At 49.1% G+C, this 18,787-nt stretch carries 16 protein-coding genes and 1 riboswitch; of the genes, 7 read left to right on the top strand and 9 right to left on the bottom strand.

Annotated elements, in window-relative coordinates; genetic code table 11:
• Positions 1 to 94: 94 nt before the first annotated feature.
• Genes PRIO_RS32900 through PRIO_RS32910 form a run of 3 tightly spaced genes read left to right on the top strand, consistent with a single transcriptional unit; the run spans position 95 to position 2,684 of the window.
• Positions 95 to 1,006: an ABC transporter ATP-binding protein gene (locus PRIO_RS32900; protein WP_020434337.1), complete on the top strand. Its 912-nt coding sequence runs from the start codon at positions 95 to 97 to the stop codon at positions 1,004 to 1,006.
• Positions 1,003 to 1,944, top strand: a complete 942-nt coding sequence (locus PRIO_RS32905; protein WP_020434336.1) for an ABC transporter permease — start codon at positions 1,003 to 1,005, stop codon at positions 1,942 to 1,944. The genes PRIO_RS32900 and PRIO_RS32905 overlap by 4 nt, the downstream gene beginning before the upstream one ends.
• Positions 1,945 to 1,991: 47 nt before the next feature.
• Positions 1,992 to 2,684, top strand: a complete 693-nt coding sequence (locus tag PRIO_RS32910) for a DUF4097 family beta strand repeat-containing protein (protein WP_020434335.1) — start codon at positions 1,992 to 1,994, stop codon at positions 2,682 to 2,684.
• A 203-nt stretch (positions 2,685 to 2,887) separates the two neighbouring features.
• Here PRIO_RS32910 and PRIO_RS32915 read toward each other — a convergent pair whose 3' ends face one another.
• A complete protein-coding gene (locus PRIO_RS32915) occupies positions 2,888 to 4,645 on the bottom strand; it encodes a sensor histidine kinase (protein ID WP_020434334.1) in 1,758 nt (585 codons plus the stop codon).
• Positions 4,642 to 5,436, bottom strand: coding sequence for a response regulator transcription factor (locus PRIO_RS32920; RefSeq protein ID WP_020434333.1), 795 nt, complete (start codon positions 5,434 to 5,436; stop codon positions 4,642 to 4,644). The genes PRIO_RS32915 and PRIO_RS32920 overlap by 4 nt, the downstream gene beginning before the upstream one ends.
• 211 nt (positions 5,437 to 5,647) lie before the next feature.
• Here PRIO_RS32920 and PRIO_RS32925 point away from each other — a divergent pair, with 211 nt between their 5' ends.
• A complete protein-coding gene (locus PRIO_RS32925) occupies positions 5,648 to 6,691 on the top strand; it encodes a peptidoglycan DD-metalloendopeptidase family protein (protein WP_020434332.1) in 1,044 nt (347 codons plus the stop codon).
• Here the strand turns inward: PRIO_RS32925 and PRIO_RS32930 are convergent.
• Positions 6,669 to 8,771, bottom strand: a complete 2,103-nt coding sequence (locus PRIO_RS32930; RefSeq protein ID WP_020434331.1) for a TerD family protein — start codon at positions 8,769 to 8,771, stop codon at positions 6,669 to 6,671. The genes PRIO_RS32925 and PRIO_RS32930 overlap by 23 nt on opposite strands.
• Positions 8,772 to 9,104: 333 nt before the next feature.
• Positions 9,105 to 9,707, bottom strand: a complete 603-nt coding sequence (locus PRIO_RS32940; protein ID WP_039791503.1) for a hypothetical protein — start codon at positions 9,705 to 9,707, stop codon at positions 9,105 to 9,107.
• A 700-nt stretch (positions 9,708 to 10,407) separates the two neighbouring features.
• Here PRIO_RS32940 and PRIO_RS32950 point away from each other — a divergent pair.
• Positions 10,408 to 10,689 carry an ArsR/SmtB family transcription factor gene (locus tag PRIO_RS32950; RefSeq protein ID WP_020434328.1) on the top strand — a complete coding sequence of 94 codons (282 nt, stop codon included), beginning with the start codon at positions 10,408 to 10,410 and terminating at the stop codon, positions 10,687 to 10,689.
• Between the two features lie 183 nt (positions 10,690 to 10,872).
• Positions 10,873 to 12,057, top strand: coding sequence for an MFS transporter (locus tag PRIO_RS32955; RefSeq protein ID WP_020434327.1), 1,185 nt, complete (start codon positions 10,873 to 10,875; stop codon positions 12,055 to 12,057).
• A 465-nt stretch (positions 12,058 to 12,522) separates the two neighbouring features.
• Here the strand turns inward: PRIO_RS32955 and PRIO_RS32960 are convergent, their stop codons facing one another.
• The 4 genes from PRIO_RS32960 to pnuC all read right to left on the bottom strand — a co-directional run bounded on the left by PRIO_RS32960 (position 12,523) and on the right by pnuC (position 17,131).
• Complete coding sequence (locus PRIO_RS32960) at positions 12,523 to 13,563, bottom strand: C40 family peptidase (RefSeq protein ID WP_046506149.1); 1,041 nt, start codon at positions 13,561 to 13,563, stop codon at positions 12,523 to 12,525.
• A 130-nt stretch (positions 13,564 to 13,693) separates the two neighbouring features.
• Positions 13,694 to 15,076, bottom strand: a complete 1,383-nt coding sequence (locus PRIO_RS32965; RefSeq protein ID WP_020434325.1) for an amino acid permease — start codon at positions 15,074 to 15,076, stop codon at positions 13,694 to 13,696.
• Between the two features lie 169 nt (positions 15,077 to 15,245).
• Positions 15,246 to 15,326, bottom strand: a riboswitch (glycine riboswitch).
• A 120-nt stretch (positions 15,327 to 15,446) separates the two neighbouring features.
• Positions 15,447 to 16,457, bottom strand: coding sequence for an AAA family ATPase (locus PRIO_RS32970; protein ID WP_020434324.1), 1,011 nt, complete (start codon positions 16,455 to 16,457; stop codon positions 15,447 to 15,449).
• Positions 16,454 to 17,131: a nicotinamide riboside transporter PnuC gene (pnuC, locus tag PRIO_RS32975; protein ID WP_020434323.1), complete on the bottom strand. Its 678-nt coding sequence runs from the start codon at positions 17,129 to 17,131 to the stop codon at positions 16,454 to 16,456. Before pnuC ends, PRIO_RS32970 begins: the two co-directional genes overlap by 4 nt.
• Before the next feature lie 189 nt (positions 17,132 to 17,320).
• Here pnuC and PRIO_RS32980 point away from each other — a divergent pair, with 189 nt between their 5' ends.
• On the top strand, positions 17,321 to 17,812 hold the full coding sequence (locus PRIO_RS32980; RefSeq protein ID WP_046506154.1) for a hypothetical protein: 492 nt from the start codon (positions 17,321 to 17,323) through the stop codon (positions 17,810 to 17,812).
• Between the two features lie 55 nt (positions 17,813 to 17,867).
• Here PRIO_RS32980 and PRIO_RS32985 read toward each other — a convergent pair whose 3' ends face one another.
• Positions 17,868 to 18,785, bottom strand: coding sequence for a sensor histidine kinase (locus tag PRIO_RS32985; RefSeq protein WP_020434321.1), 918 nt, complete (start codon positions 18,783 to 18,785; stop codon positions 17,868 to 17,870).
• Between the last annotated feature and the right edge of the window lie 2 nt (positions 18,786 to 18,787).

Genomic DNA, 18,787 nt, shown 5'->3' on the forward strand with positions numbered 1-18,787 from the left:
AGGCCGCCTGATAGGTTAAGGGCAGCGGGATACAGCTAAGCGATTATGCAAAATTATATCCTACTACAATCATTTGGAAAAGGGAGGGGTAGCTTTGCCGCTGCTTCAAATACGCGATCTGACCAAGGTCATTGGCCGCAAAACTCTTGTAGACCATGTATCACTGGAAATGGAAAAAGGGGAAATCATGGGCCTGCTGGGCCCCAACGGAGCTGGAAAAACAACGACAATCCGCATGATTGTGGGGCTTGTCTCCAAATCGGAAGGCCAGGTCATTATTGATGGAATTGATACCGGGCAGCAGTTCTCCGCAGCCATGGGCAAGGTTGGCGTTATCGTAGAACAGCCCGATCTGTACAAATATTTATCCGGATATGACAATCTGATCCTCTTCTCAAGAATGAGTCCGGGCGTCACAACGGACAGGCTGAAGGAGATCATCTCACTTGTAGGGCTGGAGCGGAGCATTTCTGCCAAAGTCAGCACCTACTCGCTGGGGATGCGGCAGCGCCTCGGCCTGGCCGTAGCCCTGATGCATAAGCCTTCCCTGCTGCTGCTGGATGAACCGACCAACGGCCTCGATCCAGCGGGCATTCACGAGCTGCGGGAGCATCTGAAGAATCTGGCCCACAAGGAGAATGTTGGAATCCTGATCTCCAGCCATCTGATGTCCGAAATGGAGATGATGTGCGACCGCGTTGCCGTCCTTCAGCAAGGCAAGCTGATCGGAGTGCATCGCTTGTCGGAGCTGGTTCAGGAGGATGACGCGCTTGTACAGTTTGAGGTGGACCGGCCGGAGCTGGCGGTTCAGGTGCTGCAAGCGGTCATGTCAGGCGCGGAAATTACTGCCGGCCACAACCAGCTTCGCGTGCGACTTCCCAAGAACCGCATTCCCGAAATCAGTCAGAAGCTGCTGGATTCAGGCATCAGCGTATACGGGGTGAACACGGTAAAGCGGACCCTTGAAGACAAATACCTTGAGATTACAGGAGGGCAAGGACATTGAAGCTGATCAACTATATCCTGAATGAAAATATGAAGATTTACAAAAGAAAACGCACCTGGGTGCTCATTGCTCTCGTTGCGGTCTTCGTCATCCTTCAGATCATCAACGTGCGTGCCGGGGATGGGGGCGCCGCAGCGGCGGACTGGAGGTCGCAGCTTGAGCAGGAGAATCACCGGCTGGCAGCGGAAGCTGCCGAACCGGATGCGCTCCAGATTGAGATCCGGCAGGCAGAGAAAAATATTCTGCTGAACGAGTACGCCCTGCAGCATAATTTGCCGCCTGAGACGAATGCCTGGAGCTTTGCAGGGGATCTCTCAGGGAACATTATCTTTGCCGTCTCGCTGATCTCGATCATTATTGCCGGAGAGATCGCAGCCGCCGAATTTGCGTCCGACACGATCAAGCTGCTGCTGACCCGCTCGGCCAGCCGGACAGAGGTGTATACCGCCAAATATATTGCCGCACTCCTGTTCGGACTGGGATTGACGCTGGTTGGCCTGCTGCTCTCCCTGCTGTTCGGGGGAATCATGTTCGGCTGGGGCGGTCTGGGAGACAGCTATATGTATGTGAAGGATCACACCGTGCACCAGACGCCCATGCTGCTTTCCATCCTTGGCAGTTACTTGTCCCATCTTCCGTTTCTGCTGATTGCAGTGACGCTGGCTTTTATGATATCTGCGGGCTTCCGCAGTTCTATCTTTGCTATTGTCATTCCCTTGTTCGTCTCCGTGGCGGGATTTGTTATGGCCATCGCCATGAACGGCTGGCCGTGGACCCGTTTCTTTATTTTTTCCCATACAGACCTAAGCGGTTATTTCTTGGGTGACCCGGCGGTAAAAGGAATGACCCTCGGCTTCTCTCTGGCTTTTATAGGAGTTCATCTGGCAGCCATGCATCTTCTTTCGCATACCTTGTTCGTCAAACGTGATGTCTCTTAACGATACACAATGTTCTTCCATATTATTTTTAGAAAAGGGGAATTCGAATGCGCTGGACATGGAGATTAATGATCGTAGGCTGCCTGCTGCTGGTAACCGCCTGCAGCAAAGGCGAAGAAACATCGTCAACGCAAAAGCTTGAACTGGAGGCTGACAAGCTGACGAAGCTGGTCATAGACAACCGCAACGGAGAAATTGAAGTAAGCGGCGCAGATACGGATACGATTGAGGTCACCGCTGTGGTCACCACCAAAGGCATAAGTATGGATAAATTGAAGCTGAAGCTGCGGGCAGAAGGGGCTGCTGCTTATTTGGATGCTTCCTTTGGCAGCCAGATGCTGGCTATGGGCTCCGGGGCTGTCGATCTGGTGATTACCCTTCCGCGTGAACTCGCTGTGGAAGTGGACTCGCACCGGGACGGCAAGCTTAAGGTGGCTGATCTCTCAGCCCCGCTGGAGGTTGACAATGTGAACGGGGATTTAGAGGTAATCGACACCAAAGGCCCGGTAACGCTCTCCAACCGGGACGGCGATATCACCGTGCGCAATATTGAGACGGATGTTAATATCCATAATATCAATGGACATATTGCAGTAACCCAGGTAGAAGGCTCGGTCGAGGCTGCTGTCGGAGACGGGTCCCTGGAGCTGGATCACGTTACAGGCGACGCGGTGATTTCCCAGACCGGAAACGGTGAAATTAAGCTTGGGGCCATTGGCGGAAACGTAAGCCGAAAATAACAGCCCAGTTAAGGACTCTTAATGTTTGGACTTCCGGCCGCTGTCCATCTGCAGATTTCTTGATTGTAAATGCTCCATCACATCATTTTGCGAAGGAGATAGGGGCAGGTCGTACCTTAGCAATACCAGCCCCTAATCCTATGGCAGCTTCACCGTTCTCCGCTCCGCAAGCACTCCTGCCGGACATCTGCTGCCCATCCGCCCTACTTCTGGGCATCCCAGCTAAGCCGGATCTCCGTTCCTTTGCCGGGTGCTGAGCTCACGGTGATCTGTCCGCCCATCGCTTCAACCAGTCCCTTGGAGATTGCCATACCCAGGCCCGATCCGTTGGTTGTGGAAGCCGTATCTCCCCCGCGGTAATACCGTTCGAACAAATTCGCCGCCGTCTGCTCATCCATCCCCTGGCCGTTGTCCCGGAAAATAATCGTCAGCCCGCCGTCAGCCCCCTCGCTTAGTGTCACAGTAAGCCGGGTGTCTGAAGAATTGTGCAGCAGGGCATTGGCGGTTAAATTGCCGACTACCCTCTCCATCCAGGGCCGGTAGATGCTGGCCGTAATCTCTTGATCAGGGGCTTGATAAATAATCCGCCCCTCTCCATACTCCGGATTGGCTGCAGCCTGTATCAAGGCATTGCCCAGCCATGCATTCATCTCCACCTCTTCCATTTGCGGGGCATGAATACCCGATCTCTGCCGGTACGTCATAGCCAAATCACTGATCAGCGTATCCATATGGGCCGACTTCTCCAGCATGATGGCAGAAAATTTGCGGACTTCTTCCGGGGACCAGTCATAAGCATCCTCCGCGAGTAAATGGGCGTAGCCTTTTATGGAGGAAAGAGGGGTTTTGAGGTCATGGGTGATGCCGGTAATCCACTCTTCACGCAGTGTTTCCGTCTGCCGCCGCCGCTCCTCATCATGCCGCAGAATGACAGTCAGCTGATCCATGGACAGCATGACTTCAGCAAAAGTAGAATAGCGCCGCCGCCATTTGCCTGAACTGAGCCGGCTGCGCGGGCGTCCATTGCGGTCTGCAGGCTCGTCATAAGCCCCCCGCCCGAGGGAATCGAGCCAAGCCAGCATGTGGAACATAGGCGTACCGAAGCGGAGTGCATTCAAGAAGGACAGCAGCGCAAAGATCAGCAGGACCGCTCCCAGCATCCCGGCAATTCCGATCAGCACAATGCGCATTTCTGCGGAGATCAGCGGGTTTTTAGAAGAATGCCCTTCTGCCTTGTTAGGCAACCCTACCACCCAGGTCCTCCCGGTATTCTCATCATAGGCAAAATCCATGCGATATTCATATCTTTCGGGATATTTCGAACGCAGAGCAAGCTCTTGTACAGTGTAGGTGCCCGGAATGGATTCCGGCCGGTTGAGTGCTGCCAGCTCGCGGCCCTCCGGGTCCAGCAGCTGGGCGTAGCCTCCCCGTGCCCGAATCCTGCTCCCTATCTTTTCGGGGAGGATAAGTCTGCCATCCAGATAGGCTGAGCCCTCTTCACTGACCGCCTGCAGCAATGGCTCTAGCTCCTTGGGTACTCCATAGAGAAGTGTGTACACTCTGCCGTATTTCTCCTGAATCCAGAGGTAGACATCATAAGGAAAATCCTTTTGCAGCCTCCAATAGGCGGCAAGCTCGCCCGGATTGTACTGCACAGGAACATCGGAAGGCTTGTTGTAGGATTTTTCCACCTTTCCGTTTTCATCCAGACTCTGGAGCCAGCCGTTATTGTGCTTCACTTGCTCCAGAAGCTTCCGGTCAAAAACTATCCCGTCCTCGCCTAACTTAGAGGATTCCACCAGCCGCTCCAAACCAACTGAAGCAAAATTATCGGAAAGATTGATCTCTGACAGCCGCATCAGCACCCAATAGACGGTTACTGCCGCAATGAGCAGCACTACCAATCCGGCAATGGCCGAATGCAGCACAAATCTAAGCGTGAGCCGGCTTCTTATCTTCATGCCTGTTCCTTGTCCCTCCCGCTATGCTGCACCAGCTTATACCCCAGTCCTCTGACGTTGACCAGAAATACGGGATTTGCCGGCTCCAGCTCAATGCGTTCCCGGATCCGGTGGATGTGGACCATGACCGTATTATCGTCACTAAGCGCATCCTCGCCCCATACCCGTTCGTACAGCTCGCTTTTGGTGAACAGCCGGTTGGGATGCTTGCAGAAAAACAGCAGCAATTGGAACACCAGCGCCGGACAGGCGACCACCTCCCCTTCTACTCTCAGTTCGCCCGCTGCTTCATCTACCTGAAACCGTCCAAAATCATAGCGGAGATGATGCTGAACCGGCTGCCGCCCCTGTCTGTCATTAGCCTCAGAAGGCTGTTTATGGAGCGCATTCACTTGAGCCGGTTCCGGCCCGCCCACCATCCCCAGGTAACGGCGCAGCTGCGAACGGATCCGAGCCACCAGCTCCAGCGGATTGAACGGTTTGGTCATATAATCATCGCCGCCGACAGCAAAGCCGGTAAGCTTGTCAAAATCGGAGGTACGCGCAGACAGAAACAGCACAGGCGCATTTGTCGTCTGCCGCAAAAAAGGACAAATATCAATACCGCTGCGTCCCGGCAGCATCACATCCAGTACAATCAAGTCATATACCTTGCTCTGGCAGGCGAGAATTGCCGCTTCCCCTGTCCCTGCCGAATCGATATCCGTAAATCCTTCTTTGTACAGCACCGTCTTGATCAGCCCGATAATGGACTCTTCGTCATCGACGAGCAGAATGGCAGCATGATTCATGCCGGTTCCCCTCTCCATTACATAGTCGCAACTATCATAACATGATTGGCTCCGCAAGAATTGACTGCTCAACCTTAACAATAGCTTAATTCGTCTCAACGGTAGCGCTCCATAGTTAAGTTACCGTTAATAAAGCGTTTCAATAAAATCAAGATAGGCCGTTTACAATGAAGAGGCAAGAAGAACACAACAGTCAGGGGAGGAACCTGAAATGCGAAAAGTAAGTACAATGATGGCGGGCACCATGGTTCTGGCCGTCTTATTATCAGCATGCGGAGGAGAAAAAACAATGAATCAACGGCCTGAATCATCTACAGCCTCTACACAAAATGCAGCGCAGACTAAGCCGGACGCATCACCAGAAACAGGTGCCAGCGGACAACAGGATATACAGCCGGAGGATTTGGCGCAAGCTCTGTTAAGCGGAAATTACAGCGGAATTTATAAGCGGTTCAGTCCTGAATTTAAGCAGCAAATCAGCGAAGCTGAGGTTGCGGAAATGGGTTCGGACTTCATTCAGGGGGTTACAGCCTTTAACCCGTCCACGGTAATGCAACTGAACGGCAGCGAACAACGGGTATGGACTAGCGGGGCGGGCGACAAGGGGATCATCGCCGTCTTTGATGATTCAGGTACGATTCTCGGTCTGAGCATTACGGGGCTGTCCACCTATCCCGATTCCGATAACGCACTGACCAAAACCGCTATGGCCCTGCCTTTCCAGGGGGAGTGGCTAGTATTCTGGGGTGGCAGCAACGTATTGAACAACTACCACTATGAGTACGCAAGCCAGCGGTATGCTTATGACTTCGTGCAGGCGGTCAATGGGTTCTCCTACGAGGGAGATCCGCTGCGCAATGAGAGCTATCATGCTTATGGGCAAAAGATCACCGCTCCCGCTGACGGAGTCGTTACCGAAGTCGTAAACGACATTCCCGATAATACGCCTGTTGGCGTCATGAATGAAAAAGAGCCCGCCGGCAATGTGGTGGTCATTGACCATGGCGGGGAATACAGCTTTCTGGCCCATCTGAAGCAAGGCTCGGTCACCGTGAAGAAAGGTGATGCAGTCAAAGCAGGCGATGTGATCGGGAAGGCCGGCAATTCCGGCAACTCCAGCGAGCCGCACCTGCATTACCAGGTATCGGACGGAGCGGACCTGTTCACCTCCCGTTCCCTGAATATCCGGTGGAAAGACAACCTACACCCGTTGAAGGGTCAGACTGTTGCGCTCAAACCACATATTCAGCCATAATCCGCTCGATATCGAATGGCGTAACGCCCGTGTCCACCGAAAATATCGTATCGGCCTGATCCGCCGCAGCTACCAGCTCCCCTCTTGCCTTGGAATGGAGGTGGAATAAATCGTAGAGATCCGGTTTCCGTAAATCAATCATAGCTTTACCTATCAAGACCATGCCTTTTTGGTTCCCCTCCACATTGTTGTAGTAATGCGGGTGTCTGGTCAGAGACAGATCGGTCCAGATGATCCTGCGTTCTACCAGATCCAGAATAACGGGAACGGCAATCTCCGTATCAGCGGTGACATCGATTTTATTGCTAACCGTAGCAGGCTCAAAAATCTCACCGGAACCGGGTTTCTTGCGCATCATCCAGCCCACAAAGCACTCCGGCAGGTTACAGTAGGGTTGGTTAGTGTAGGAATGGAGAGTTGCCACTATATAACGTCCGCCATAATCCACGATGGAGGGAATGTGCAGATCAATGAATTCGCATGCGCCTTGAGGGGCGGATACGATATCTCCGCTGTGAACGGCCTTGTATTTGGAGGACCGCAGGTTCGTATAAGAAATATGCTCAACATACTGCCAATTATGATCATACAAGACTGCGGACAGGTCAATATCCACACGGCCTGTAGGCGTACCGTTCACTGTCCCCTCTTTCCACCAGCTGAAGAAACGGACGGTATCCCCCTCCATCATCGGCACACGGCTTCCCCGGACAATCGTATGCAGCGCTTTGCTTGCGGATCTTTGGGAAAACGGCACATGATAATCCTGCAACCGTTCATCGACATATGTCTTCCCCAGAGGCGGGAGCAAGGAGAACCGCTCCATAAGCACCCGTTCACACCATTGCACAAGGTCTTGGCATGCCGCTTCATCAATCTCCGGGAGGGTATCGGGAACAGCAAAGGCCTTGGCAACATTTCCTTTAGGGAAAAAGACACGCAGCTCATGCGACTCATGGCGGCGGGCAAAATGATTTTTCACCTGAAGCAGTACAGGCGTCGATACTTGATTCGCCACTTCACCAAATGCCAGCACGACATACTCCGTGTATTCGGTTGACCGCAATAATTGATCTAATCTTCTGGCAAATTCACCTGGGCGCTGCATCAACAGATCGAGCAACGTCCAGATCTGACGATACTTGAATGCAAGTTCTACACTTCCGTTAAAGGTCGTAAAGGGTTTATTATTGCGTAAAATATCAAAAGCTTCCTCACAGCGCATATAACGGTGCTTATATTCAGAGGGGTGCAGGATTTCGCCTAACCGAATCCAGCGCTCCTTGTATCTCAGCATATCCTCTGTAATAGGGTGGCAGCGTTCCAGCAGTCCAAGCAGCAGCCGTCTTTCACGCCGCTTGAATTTACGGAACCGCGTTGCTTCAGCCAGACTGACATCGCCATCCGACCAAGCCACAGCCAGCCGAAGCACATCCGTAGCGGTGGTAAAATATCTTCCAATCTGCTCTACATTGGCCTTCTCATGCTTCAGTAAGGAAGCAGCTACGAATCCGGCATTCTCCTTGAATGGAATCCCGGACGGGAGAATCTCATTCATTGCCTCCGGATCTGCGAACTCCAGAACTGTATCAATATCTTTTTTGTCTGTTTCAGAGATAGATCCCTTAGCCTGTATAAGCTGGCTTATCAGGGCGTGCAGCTCCGCTGTGCTTCCCAGATCAATCACTTTCAGATTTACCTGGTCCTGCAATGCTGGTCTGTCTGCAGCCGCATATTCAGGCAAATCCAAAGTAAGATAATAATAAAAGGCATTTAGATACAGCTCTGCCTCATCCGCCTGCATCACTTGCATTGGGAACGCCGGATACATCGGACAGTATTTCACATGCGCACCTACCATTGCCCTTAAGTCAGCAATCATTTGATCGTACAATGCTTCGAACTGCTCTTTGGGTAAGGTAGACAAAGCGCGCATCAAAGGGCGTGAGAAGGTAAACCCAAGCGTCTCCATATTTTTCGCGGCTGTTGCCAAATAAGCCCTCGGGAGCCGGTCCGGCCCTTTTCCTTCGTCTACAATCAGTTTGTTTGCTCTGCGCAAAAAGATGGTATTTATCATCATAAAAAGTGTCCAGGAAAGCCATATCCCTAATATCATTGGAAGATTCAGCAGAAGGAAGGAATATGATAGCCTGGACGCCTCCTCTCGTGATAGAAGTGCATCAGGAAAGCTGCGACCCTAATTTCGCCAATGAAGTAGAAGGAAGGATCGCAATAGCCTGAAGATCAACGTTCAGAAGCCGTAACCCCGAACCTTTGATGTACCCATCATCCCACACCTGAGCATATGCCAACAGGGTAAAAGTATTACGACGTTTGGGGAATACAATTTTTTCAAATCCGATATATACGGTCCCCCTTACCGTCTCATGAAAAGTGAATCCGTCAATCGCGCTCAAGAGAATTGCCAAAAACCTGCTACTGGATGTTGGACCTCCGTCGTCCCCATTTTGGCGTAAATATAGAGTGAACCAAAACCAAAAGGATAATTGCAATCCTCTTGAAGCAACGTTTCGGGGTAACCCTCTTCGTCTACTTGAAATAAAAAAGAAATTGACTCTTCCTTCAGTTTCGTCAAATAATAGTCTTCATTTTGAATCAGTCTCGGGTTGCCGCCCACTTTGATCAAAAAAGACTGATCCATCGATTTTTCGTCATTGCTTAGTTCCCCGCCTGAAATGGCGTGTTTTATAAGACCTGGGTTAGTAAACATAGCTTCGGTACTTTCCGTTGAAATGGGATGTTCAATCGCCTTGATCGAGCAATTAGGATAAATGTTGTTTTCCAAATACTCCTCATAGTCTTCAGGGATGAAGATCGAAATCATACTCTCCGGTTTAAAGGGATGGATGAGGCTCAGATAAAAAATATATTTTTGGTTTCCTTCGTGAATGAGGTCTGATTGGCCGTCAAAAAATTCGGGTGCATTCCCGCCAATCCAGCCTGCCCGATCTTCTGAGGCATAATATGCTAATCCATGGACCGCGAGCAGTCTCATGTCCAAATACCGTTCTTTCTTATAGGCATTCTGAAAAAAATCTTTCAATTCCAATTCCTTGCACCGGATTAGACCGTACAGAATTTGGTTTCGTAGTGCGAGATTTTTCAATTTAAAATACAACCGCTCTATCAAAACTGCTTCGTCTGTTGTTAAAGACTCATAGGCTATATCACTTATTGCACTGATAAACTTAGCGTTATTTTCACGAAGGGGGGCAGTCGTTAGATACTTCATTGATTCCTTGTGACGCTGTTGATTTAAAGACATATACGCACTCCTTTGATAAACTTTGCAATTCCTTCAATAATATAGATCTTATTTCCATTATAAAGTTCGTTTGTCCCTAATCTACCTACTTTTTACCTGATTTCCGGAACTTCGTTATCCCGATACCCACATGTCACCCGAAGATTTTTCTCTTCACCAATTCCACACTCATAAGCGTTTTTCACCAATATTTTGTCCTGCTTATGATGCGATTCTCCTTAACGGTTCTATCGGCGAAAATAGAGCCGAAGCGCTTTGGTGAGCGCTTCGGCCACACTTAAAAGTGGGCATTTTCTCGAACGAGTTAAGGTGACACTTTCACAGACGATTGACAAACAGCCAAATCTTCACTTTACACAGCAGTCATTAGGTGGTAATATCATTTCTGTAATTCCATAAATATAGAAATGATGGTGGAAAGGAGAATTTAATGGCTGATGTAGATCACGATCTGGTGCAAGCTGTCAAAGTATACAAGGCTCTAGGTGAGCCTACACGACTAAAAATTGCCTTAATGCTAATCAAGCAAGAGAATCAATGCGTTACCGCGATCGGTGAACAGCTTGGACACGTAGCCGGTTCAACGTTATCCCATCATCTCAAGCAGCTGACGGAATCGGGTTTAATCCAGTCGCAAAAGAACGGTTCGTTTATTCACTACAGCGTTGATCAAGAAGTGGCAAAGAAGTTTGCGCCATATTTACTGGCGTAAATTTTTTTAAGTATCGTTTCTATATATTTAGAATTATAGAATACTGAGGGAGGGAAACCGTTTTGGAAAAACGTTTGCCACTGGATTTGGAGATTCAGAATATGTAAGCTTCCGCATTCCAATCCTTCATCGTTATAATTTCTATATGTTTAGATATATAGAATTAGAAAGGGGAACAATCAAATGATTAAATCGTGGAAAGTTTATATTTTAGCGATTATAAGTTTTTTAGTGGGAACTTCGGAATTTGTAATTGCCGGGATATTGGATCTGGTTTCCAGGGATGTAGGCGTAACCATTGCTGCTGCCGGCCAACTCATTTCGGTTTATTCCATATCTTACGCGGTTGGTACTCCGATTCTCATTGCGGCTACCTCTAAACTAAGCCGGAGAACACTTATGCTGGCTGCTTTGGCGCTCTTTTTTATAGGGAATTTAATTACGGTGGTCTCGACGGGCTATCCGATGCTTGTTGGTGCGAGAGTGGTCTTAGCTCTTAGTACAGGTGTCTTTACCGTGGTTGCCCTAACTGTTTCTGCTCAAATTGCCGGACCTGGAAAACAAGGCTCCGCCATAGCAACTATCATGATGGGATTTAATCTATCGCTTATTTTAGGCGTTCCTCTGGGAAGAGTCATTGCCAGCACCTACGACTGGAAAATGATTTTTTATGGAATCGGCCTTCTTAGTTTTATCGCGATGCTGGTCATTTTAATGGCATTGCCAAAGTCGCAGGGAGAGGCAAATGTGCCTCTTAAAGAACAACTCGCCCTGTTGAAAAGGCCGCAGCTATTATTAACCTTGTCGATTAGCTTCTTTTGGATGGTCGGTTATACGATCATTTACACGTTTATTACACCATTTCTGATGAACATTACGGGTATGAGCAATGGGATGGTGAGCATCGCGCTATTTTCATTCGGCATAGCAAGTTTGCTGGGCGCCCAGGCTGGAGGTTATGGTGCGGATAAATTAGGTATTCCGCGTACGCTGAATGGAAGCTTAATGATCCACGCTGGTATTTTGATCCTTATGTCCCTCTTTGCCCATACATCTATAGCTGTCTTTCCGTTGCTGCTGTTATGGTCGTTTTTTGCTTGGTCTACGGGTCCCATTCAACAAGTTTATATGATTAGCTTGGCACCAAGCGCAGCGGGCATTCTTCTGAGCTTGAATACATCCTTCATCCAGTTGGGGATTGCTGTCGGAGCTGCCATTGGCGGTCTTGTTGTGGAAAGATTTTCCTTGCAATCAATCGGCGTGGCTGGCGCAATTGGTGTTGCAATCGCACTCCTTCCGGCTATATTATCGTTCTCGATGCGAAGTCAGTCTGCGAATGGCATACAATCCGTCACAAGCAAACAATGAAACAATGCGTACAATTACACGAACAAGCAGCGGTATGCGCTGCTTGTTCGTGGTTTTCTATCTCCATTTCCATTTCCTCCATGCTCGCTAAAACGGCGGAGGAGACTTTGGCTTTCCGCAAGTAAAACCCTCTCATACCGTATCGTTCTGTAACCCTAAAAAGTAATGGCAAGTTTTAAGGCCATCCTATGTGGGGATGGCCTCTCTTTGCTGTCGCCTGATTCGTCCAATTATAACTTTCTTGCCCAGATAATTGCGCGATTTACAGCTTCAATAATCGGTTCCGGTATGGGTTCAGCCGTATAATTCAGATAGGTACGCTCAATGCTGAATCCGGCATCTGACAGCCAACCGTAGACTTGCGATTGTGTTGGAATATGCTTTAGTGCAATTGTTTTACTATTCCAAAAATGTACACTTCTGCATGAATAACAAATTTATCGGTGAAAGACCTTAGGTGCTGTCCTATAAAATTCTGCGGGCGGTTACGAACCGCTTCTTCCACTGTCCGTCGAAGGCCTCCACATGCACGTTAAGCTTGGTTGAGTATGTATGCAGGATCTGATTATTCCCGGCGTATATCGCTACATGGCCGATGTCCAAACCGCGTGCGCTGAAGAACAGCAGGTCACCCGGACGCAGCCCGTCCAGCCCGACCTCCTTGCCTTTCTTCGCCTGGTCATAGGATACACGGGGAAGCTCGATGGACAGGGTATCCTCGAATACACGCTTCACAAAGGAAGAGCAGTCGAAGGTCGCGGTCTGGTCTGGTGAAGCGCCGAACTCATACGGCGTGCCGAGGAAGGTCTTGCCGTAAGCAATCAAAGCCTCCGCTTGCTTCTCCGCAAGTGAGCTGTTGGTGTAATCCGTATATTTCGGTTTGGCTGAGATGTATCCCGTCTGGTTGTCCCCGGTCTTCACCTTCAACCACAGGGCATCGACAACGCTCACCACATGCACCTTCGTACCTGCGGAGAGCAGTTCCGGACTTACGGGAGCGCTCTTCGCATCCGGTAAGCTGCGCAGGTTGACTCCATGGAGAACCGAGGTTTCATAAATAATCCCGGAGGAGATTTGCACGGATTGGGTGCCGGGTACCCAGTCTACCTTGTTGCCCAAGGCTTCGCTGACGAAGCGCAGCGGGATCATTGCCGTATTTCCGGCAATTTGACCGGGAGCCGCCAGACTCAGTGTCTGCCCGTTCAGCTCGGCAGTCAGCGCTCCCATCCGGTACGTAAGCGTGGTATCCGCCTTGATTGCGGTGACCGTTTTATCCACGTTGTTCCATGACAGCTTGGCCCCTTGTGCTTCAAACAATCCGCGCATCGGTACTAACACTGTACCGTTTAGATTCAGCGGCTGGACTCCGGATTGAAGCCGCTGTCCGTCCAGATAGACGGAGATTGCCCGGGCCTCGGCCTGCGGCCGGGCATCTGCATGGACGACGCCGGAGGAATAGAGTGAAAGGGCTAACAGAGACAGAAGTGCAGCATTGCGCTTATCCATATGTTCATCACCTTTTGTATAGATTTGTACCTATACAGTTGGACGAAGCAGAAGCAAAATGGTTTTGTGGTAAATGATGGCATCCTGGCGACATGGATTAACCCAAAAACCACTGTAAAGGGATTCCCGGCTATCTTTCCATAGGCTCAAAACCTTGGATATTTGTTTTTTCCCTCTTTCTTCTATTCGTAGAATACAAAACAAACAATAGAATAAACCATAGCGGCGTCAACAATAAGGCCGGGCGCGTTTCTTCAGCAAACAGCATAATAATGAGGATTGCAGCAAACAACGCAAGGACAACATAATTAATAAAGGGTGTCAACGGGGCTTTAAATTTTGATCTGGCCTGCAATTCCGGCTTTGTTTTCTTATACCGCAAATGACAGATTAGAATGACACCCCAGACCCAGATGAAACAAATGGCACTAATGGTGGTCACGATTCCAAAGGCAGTTTCCGGAATAAGCTTACTCAAAAGAGCGCCAACCGACAAGACAAGCGTAGATACGAGCAATGCGTTGCTTGGCACATGGTTTTTATTCAGCTTGGCAAAATGGGCGGGAGCCTGCTCATTCCTGCTCAAATTATATAGAATCCGGCTCGTTGAGAACATCCCGCTGTTGCAGGCAGACGCGGCTGAAGTTAATACGACAAAGTTAATAATGCCTGCGGCAATGGGAATCCCCACTAAACTGAATGTTTTTACAAAAGGGCTTTCTGCCGGAGTCAGTTCCGTCCATGCGTTGATGGATAATAGGGCGATAATCGCACCCACGTAGAAAAACAGAATTCTTAAAGGGATTTTATTAATCGCCGACGGAATGCTTTTTTCCGGATTTGCGGTTTCCGCTGCCGATACACCCACCAATTCCACACCGACAAAGGCGAACACAACCATTTGAAAGGAAAGCAAAAAGCCTGAAATTCCGTTGGGGAATATTCCCCCATGTGTCCAAATATTGCTGAGAGCCACTGTTCCGGCATCTGTTTTAAATCCAATCACCACCAAAATAACCCCGATGGCAATCAATGCGAGAATAGTCACTACCTTGATTAAGGCAAACCAAAATTCCAATTCACCAAAATTTTTGACAGTTAATAAGTTGAGTCCTAATAAAATGATTAAACAGATGACAGCAGGGACCCATTGCGGGATATCAAACCAATACTGGACATACACGCCAACAGCGATAATATCAGCCATCGCCGTCATGATCCAGCAAAACCAATAGGTCCATCCGGTTACAAACGCCGCCCGCGGTCCGAGGTAGTCTTCGGCAATGTCTGTAAAGGATTGATAACCTGCTTTAGACAACAGAAGTTCTCCCAAAGCCCTCATCACAAAAAAAACGGCGATCCCCACAATCAAATACGCAAAGATGATGGATGGCCCTGCCAGTTGTATCGCTTTGCCCGATCCTAAAAATAATCCGGTGCCGATGGTCCCGCCAATTGCAATGAGCTGAACATGCCGATTCTCTAAATCCCTCTTTAGTTCTTGTGGTGCCACTTCGAACTCCCCCTCTAAATCTAAATAATTTTCCCATGTGAAAAGATGAACAAGAAATGCTGACAATAAAAAAAGAGACTGGATGGGCTCCAATCTCTCAAGGTCATAAGAATAATAAATAAAATACATAAGTGATTCTGACGGTGATCAGAACAACAAATGAATTATCCAGTACTCTTCTGTCCTTTTGCCTGAGATTATGAACCCTTCGGCGCCGGGGAATCCCCACGGTCTCTCCAGAAGCTGCTCCTGCTATAGTGTGATCCATAGCAATCATAGCTTTTAGCTTTTTAGTTTTTTAGTTTTTTGATGTCAACTTCGTGTAAATATTTTTCAATAGTAATCATAGCCGGATCTTTTGTCAATAACATTAATTACCGAGCTCGCCAAAATAATTAGAGTAGGGCTTGAACTTTGCCAACACTTCATCTACCTTGCACATCCGTTCCTCCAGGCTGCCCCGGAGCGTAATATAGGGTATCCGCCGTTCCTTCAAGTCTGCAATGATTTGCTTATGGAAAATATGCCGCTTCTGATTCCCGCTGCGGTCCCATGTATCCTCGTAAGGAATATCATCGTCGCACAGGAAAAAAAGGTCATAACGCTGCGCATTTTCCAAGGCGATCCGGGTTAAGCGTTCAGGCGCCCGGCCGTGGTAATCCAGGGCAAACATATAAGTCGTGATCGCATTGGTATCGACAAAAAGGTATTTATTCGCTTGCAGCAAAGCCTGCTCTTCGCGCTCTATATGGCCTACAGCGATTTCATCGAACGCCTTAAGGCCGATTCTGCGGTCCACCTGATGCTCCGTCCAATAATCGCGCCCGTATTCGCCTGCATAGGTTGTGTGGTACCGCTGTGCCAATGCTTCGGTGATCGTGGATTTCCCCGTCGACATCGCTCCCACAAAAACCACTTTTGTTATTAAGTCCCGATATACGATATCGCTCACATATGCCCGGTACTTGTAAGGATCAGAACGGACCATGGTGGCTGAAACCGGCACCCGCCTCCGGGCTTCATCCACCCGCCGGTCCACAGCGCCCAGAGCGATGCTCATATGCTCTCCGTAAAATTCGCTGGAGTAGAAATGCGTCACTTGCTCACCGTTCAGCAGCCCCAGAATATATTGCTCTTCCCTTATCTCATGCTCCCGGTCGTCCGAATACCCGTCCGGACCATCCCAGGCTTCGATCACCCGGACCGCCGGGTAGAGCTTGCGAATCCAGTTCGCCCGGATATGCAGCGGGATCGTTGTCACCGTCGTCTCATAGATCACTACAATCAGTTCATCAACCTCTTGCAGTGCCGTCTCGATCATGAACTGATGCCCTTTATGCAGCGGGGCGAACTTCCCAAGCGTTAAACCAAGTGTCTTCATGCCGCCACCTCCCTGGCTCCCTTGTTCCAATTGTAGTAGCCGTATACAGCGTTAACCAGATACGCGCTCCACATGACAATCATCAGCAGGCCTTCCCCGCTCCCCTCCAGCATTCGAATCACCCACAGCAGTACCGTGAACATATTGAGGACGATATAGACCAGCCATTGTTCCTTGAATCTTCGAACCATCAGAAGTGTAGCCGCAACGGATAACACTGTCGTAATAGCATCAATATACGGCGAGTTCTGCCCCGGTATGAAAGATAATCCGAAGCCCAGCAGCAGGCAGCCTGCGATGCAAACCGCCCCCACAAGAAGCAGACCCTTAAGCTCCAATTGGCGCATGGACAGCTTGCCGTGATTGCTGTTATTTTTCCACATGTAGAAGCCGACGACATTCATAGGAACAAAGAAGAGCAGATTGAGCATAACCTCGCCAAACAAACCGTTCACGTAAGCCAAGTATGCATAACCGACCGTATTGTACATGCCAAACACATAATTCATCAGGTTGCCTTTCGCTGCGAGCACCACGCACAGCACCCCGGTGACAAAGACCGTAAATCCGAATACAGAATCCTTAGAAATCACCGTGAACCCCACAGCAATTGCGGTAAATAACACCAGCCACGACAATTCAAACAGATTCCAGCCGCCCCACGATTTATTCACTTGCATCCCCTCCGCTTCCACCCGATTTGTGCATCTTTAAACCAGCCATATCTTAATTACATTATGATAATAACATATTGTTAATATCATTGAAAGTAGAAATGCAACTTTTTCAATATCATTGGAGGACAAGGCGATGTATGATAAAAACACAGTACTCCTGATTACTAAATAAAGCAGGTGCATAAGATGAATTCAGTCAACGATTTTTATAATGATAGATTAGTGAAAATAAATTGGTTCGAACATTGTGGCAAACCCATAGATAGATCTATATCTAAGAATAATTTTATAGCAGTAAAGGGATGGAGAGAGGCAGAGAAAGGAATGAATTTCAGTTGGGATAATATGAAGCTGAACGTCCGAAATGATCTAACGTTAGCTCTTCATGAACAGTTCAGAGAGGAATATAGAGAGTGGAATAAAATTACGCTGGAGGTCAAAAAAATGTTAGGGGAAGGAGTTCTAAAGGATATTCATTACTATGTAATGAAGAACAAACTTAGCCCTAATGTATACGAAAGTATAGAATGGGACTTGATCACTATTTTAATGGAGCATGCCTACAGTAGTTTGGTGAAGCCCGGATTTTACTTTCAACTGTTAGAGATATATGAGCAAGGACATGTTCCATGCGGCTGGAAAGGGAAGTGGCCTTCAGGGTCCCTTAAAGTATTTTGAGCACATATACTCATCGCCACATCATCTTCTATAATTAAAATATTGGACACATCAGCTACACCGCTTCCCCTGCTAAAGTAAGCTTCCAACGGCAGGTCATCGTTAAGTTGCCTCCGTGCAGCTCCGCTGTCAGTGTGCCGTTCATCTTGTCCATGAGGCTTTTGGCGATGGAAAGGCCAAGGCCCGATCCTTGGGCAGACCGGGTGCGGTCGACCGTATAGAAGCGGTCGAATAGCAGCCTTACATCGATGTCGGTTAATTCCTTCGCTTCGTTCACGATCCGCAATTCGGCTGTCTTCTCCCGGTGCTCGAAGCAGATTTCCACATGGCCGGCCGCATGCTTGACCGTATTGATAAGCAAATTCTCAACGACCCTCCGCACGGCGGATTCGTCGGCATATATAGCCACCGCTTCCTGCGGCAGCCGGATATCCGGCGTAATGTTCCGTTCGTTGAACCGGTCGTAGAAACCGACCAGAATGTCTGACAGAAGGACATTCATTTCGATCCGCTCGGTCTTAAGCTGATAATCCGAAGATTCGATTAAGGACAGCTCGAAGAAATCGTTCAGTAGCGCCTGCAGCCGTTTCGTGCGATTTTTAACAATTGTGAGGTATTCGTGCTTCTCCTGGGACGTAATAGGCTCTGCTTCCAGCAGTTGAATATAGCCGAATATGGAGGTCAGAGGAGTACGGATATCATGGGAAATGTTCGCAATCGCCTGCCGCAGCTCATTTTCGGTTCGTCTTCTGCGGGCCTCTGCGTCGACTACAAGATCGGACTGGCGGTTAATTTCACCCGCAAGTGCTTCGAGCCTCTGGTCGAATAGAGACACGTCTATTTTTTTACCGGTTGTCCCCTTATTATACCGGCGCAGCTGCGCCGTCATCCGCCCCAGCTCCCTCCTCATCAGCAGCAGACGGGCAAGCAGAAGAGCCGCCACCGTAACCGATACGAGCGTTAGGATAAGCAAGT

Origin of the sequence: Paenibacillus riograndensis SBR5, from assembly GCF_000981585.1 — a bacterium.
Taxonomy (GTDB): Bacteria; Bacillota; Bacilli; order Paenibacillales; family Paenibacillaceae; genus Paenibacillus_AQ; species Paenibacillus_AQ riograndensis.

What these genes read in the sequence shown, in the direction of transcription:
- PRIO_RS32910 (WP_020434335.1), top strand. Translation starts at nt 1,992, where the DNA reads ATGCGCTGGACATGGAGATTAATGATCGTAGGCTGCCTGCTGCTGGTA.
- PRIO_RS32915 (WP_020434334.1), bottom strand. Translation starts at nt 4,645, where the DNA reads ATGAAGATAAGAAGCCGGCTCACGCTTAGATTTGTGCTGCATTCGGCC.
- PRIO_RS32920 (WP_020434333.1), bottom strand. Translation starts at nt 5,436, where the DNA reads ATGAATCATGCTGCCATTCTGCTCGTCGATGACGAAGAGTCCATTATC.
- PRIO_RS32925 (WP_020434332.1), top strand. Translation starts at nt 5,648, where the DNA reads ATGCGAAAAGTAAGTACAATGATGGCGGGCACCATGGTTCTGGCCGTC.
- PRIO_RS32930 (WP_020434331.1), bottom strand. Translation starts at nt 8,771, where the DNA reads ATGATGATAAATACCATCTTTTTGCGCAGAGCAAACAAACTGATTGTA.
- PRIO_RS32940 (WP_039791503.1), bottom strand. Translation starts at nt 9,707, where the DNA reads ATGAGACTGCTCGCGGTCCATGGATTAGCATATTATGCCTCAGAAGAT.
- PRIO_RS32950 (WP_020434328.1), top strand. Translation starts at nt 10,408, where the DNA reads ATGGCTGATGTAGATCACGATCTGGTGCAAGCTGTCAAAGTATACAAG.
- PRIO_RS32955 (WP_020434327.1), top strand. Translation starts at nt 10,873, where the DNA reads ATGATTAAATCGTGGAAAGTTTATATTTTAGCGATTATAAGTTTTTTA.
- PRIO_RS32960 (WP_046506149.1), bottom strand. Translation starts at nt 13,563, where the DNA reads ATGGATAAGCGCAATGCTGCACTTCTGTCTCTGTTAGCCCTTTCACTC.
- PRIO_RS32970 (WP_020434324.1), bottom strand. Translation starts at nt 16,457, where the DNA reads ATGAAGACACTTGGTTTAACGCTTGGGAAGTTCGCCCCGCTGCATAAA.
- PRIO_RS32980 (WP_046506154.1), top strand. Translation starts at nt 17,321, where the DNA reads ATGAATTCAGTCAACGATTTTTATAATGATAGATTAGTGAAAATAAAT.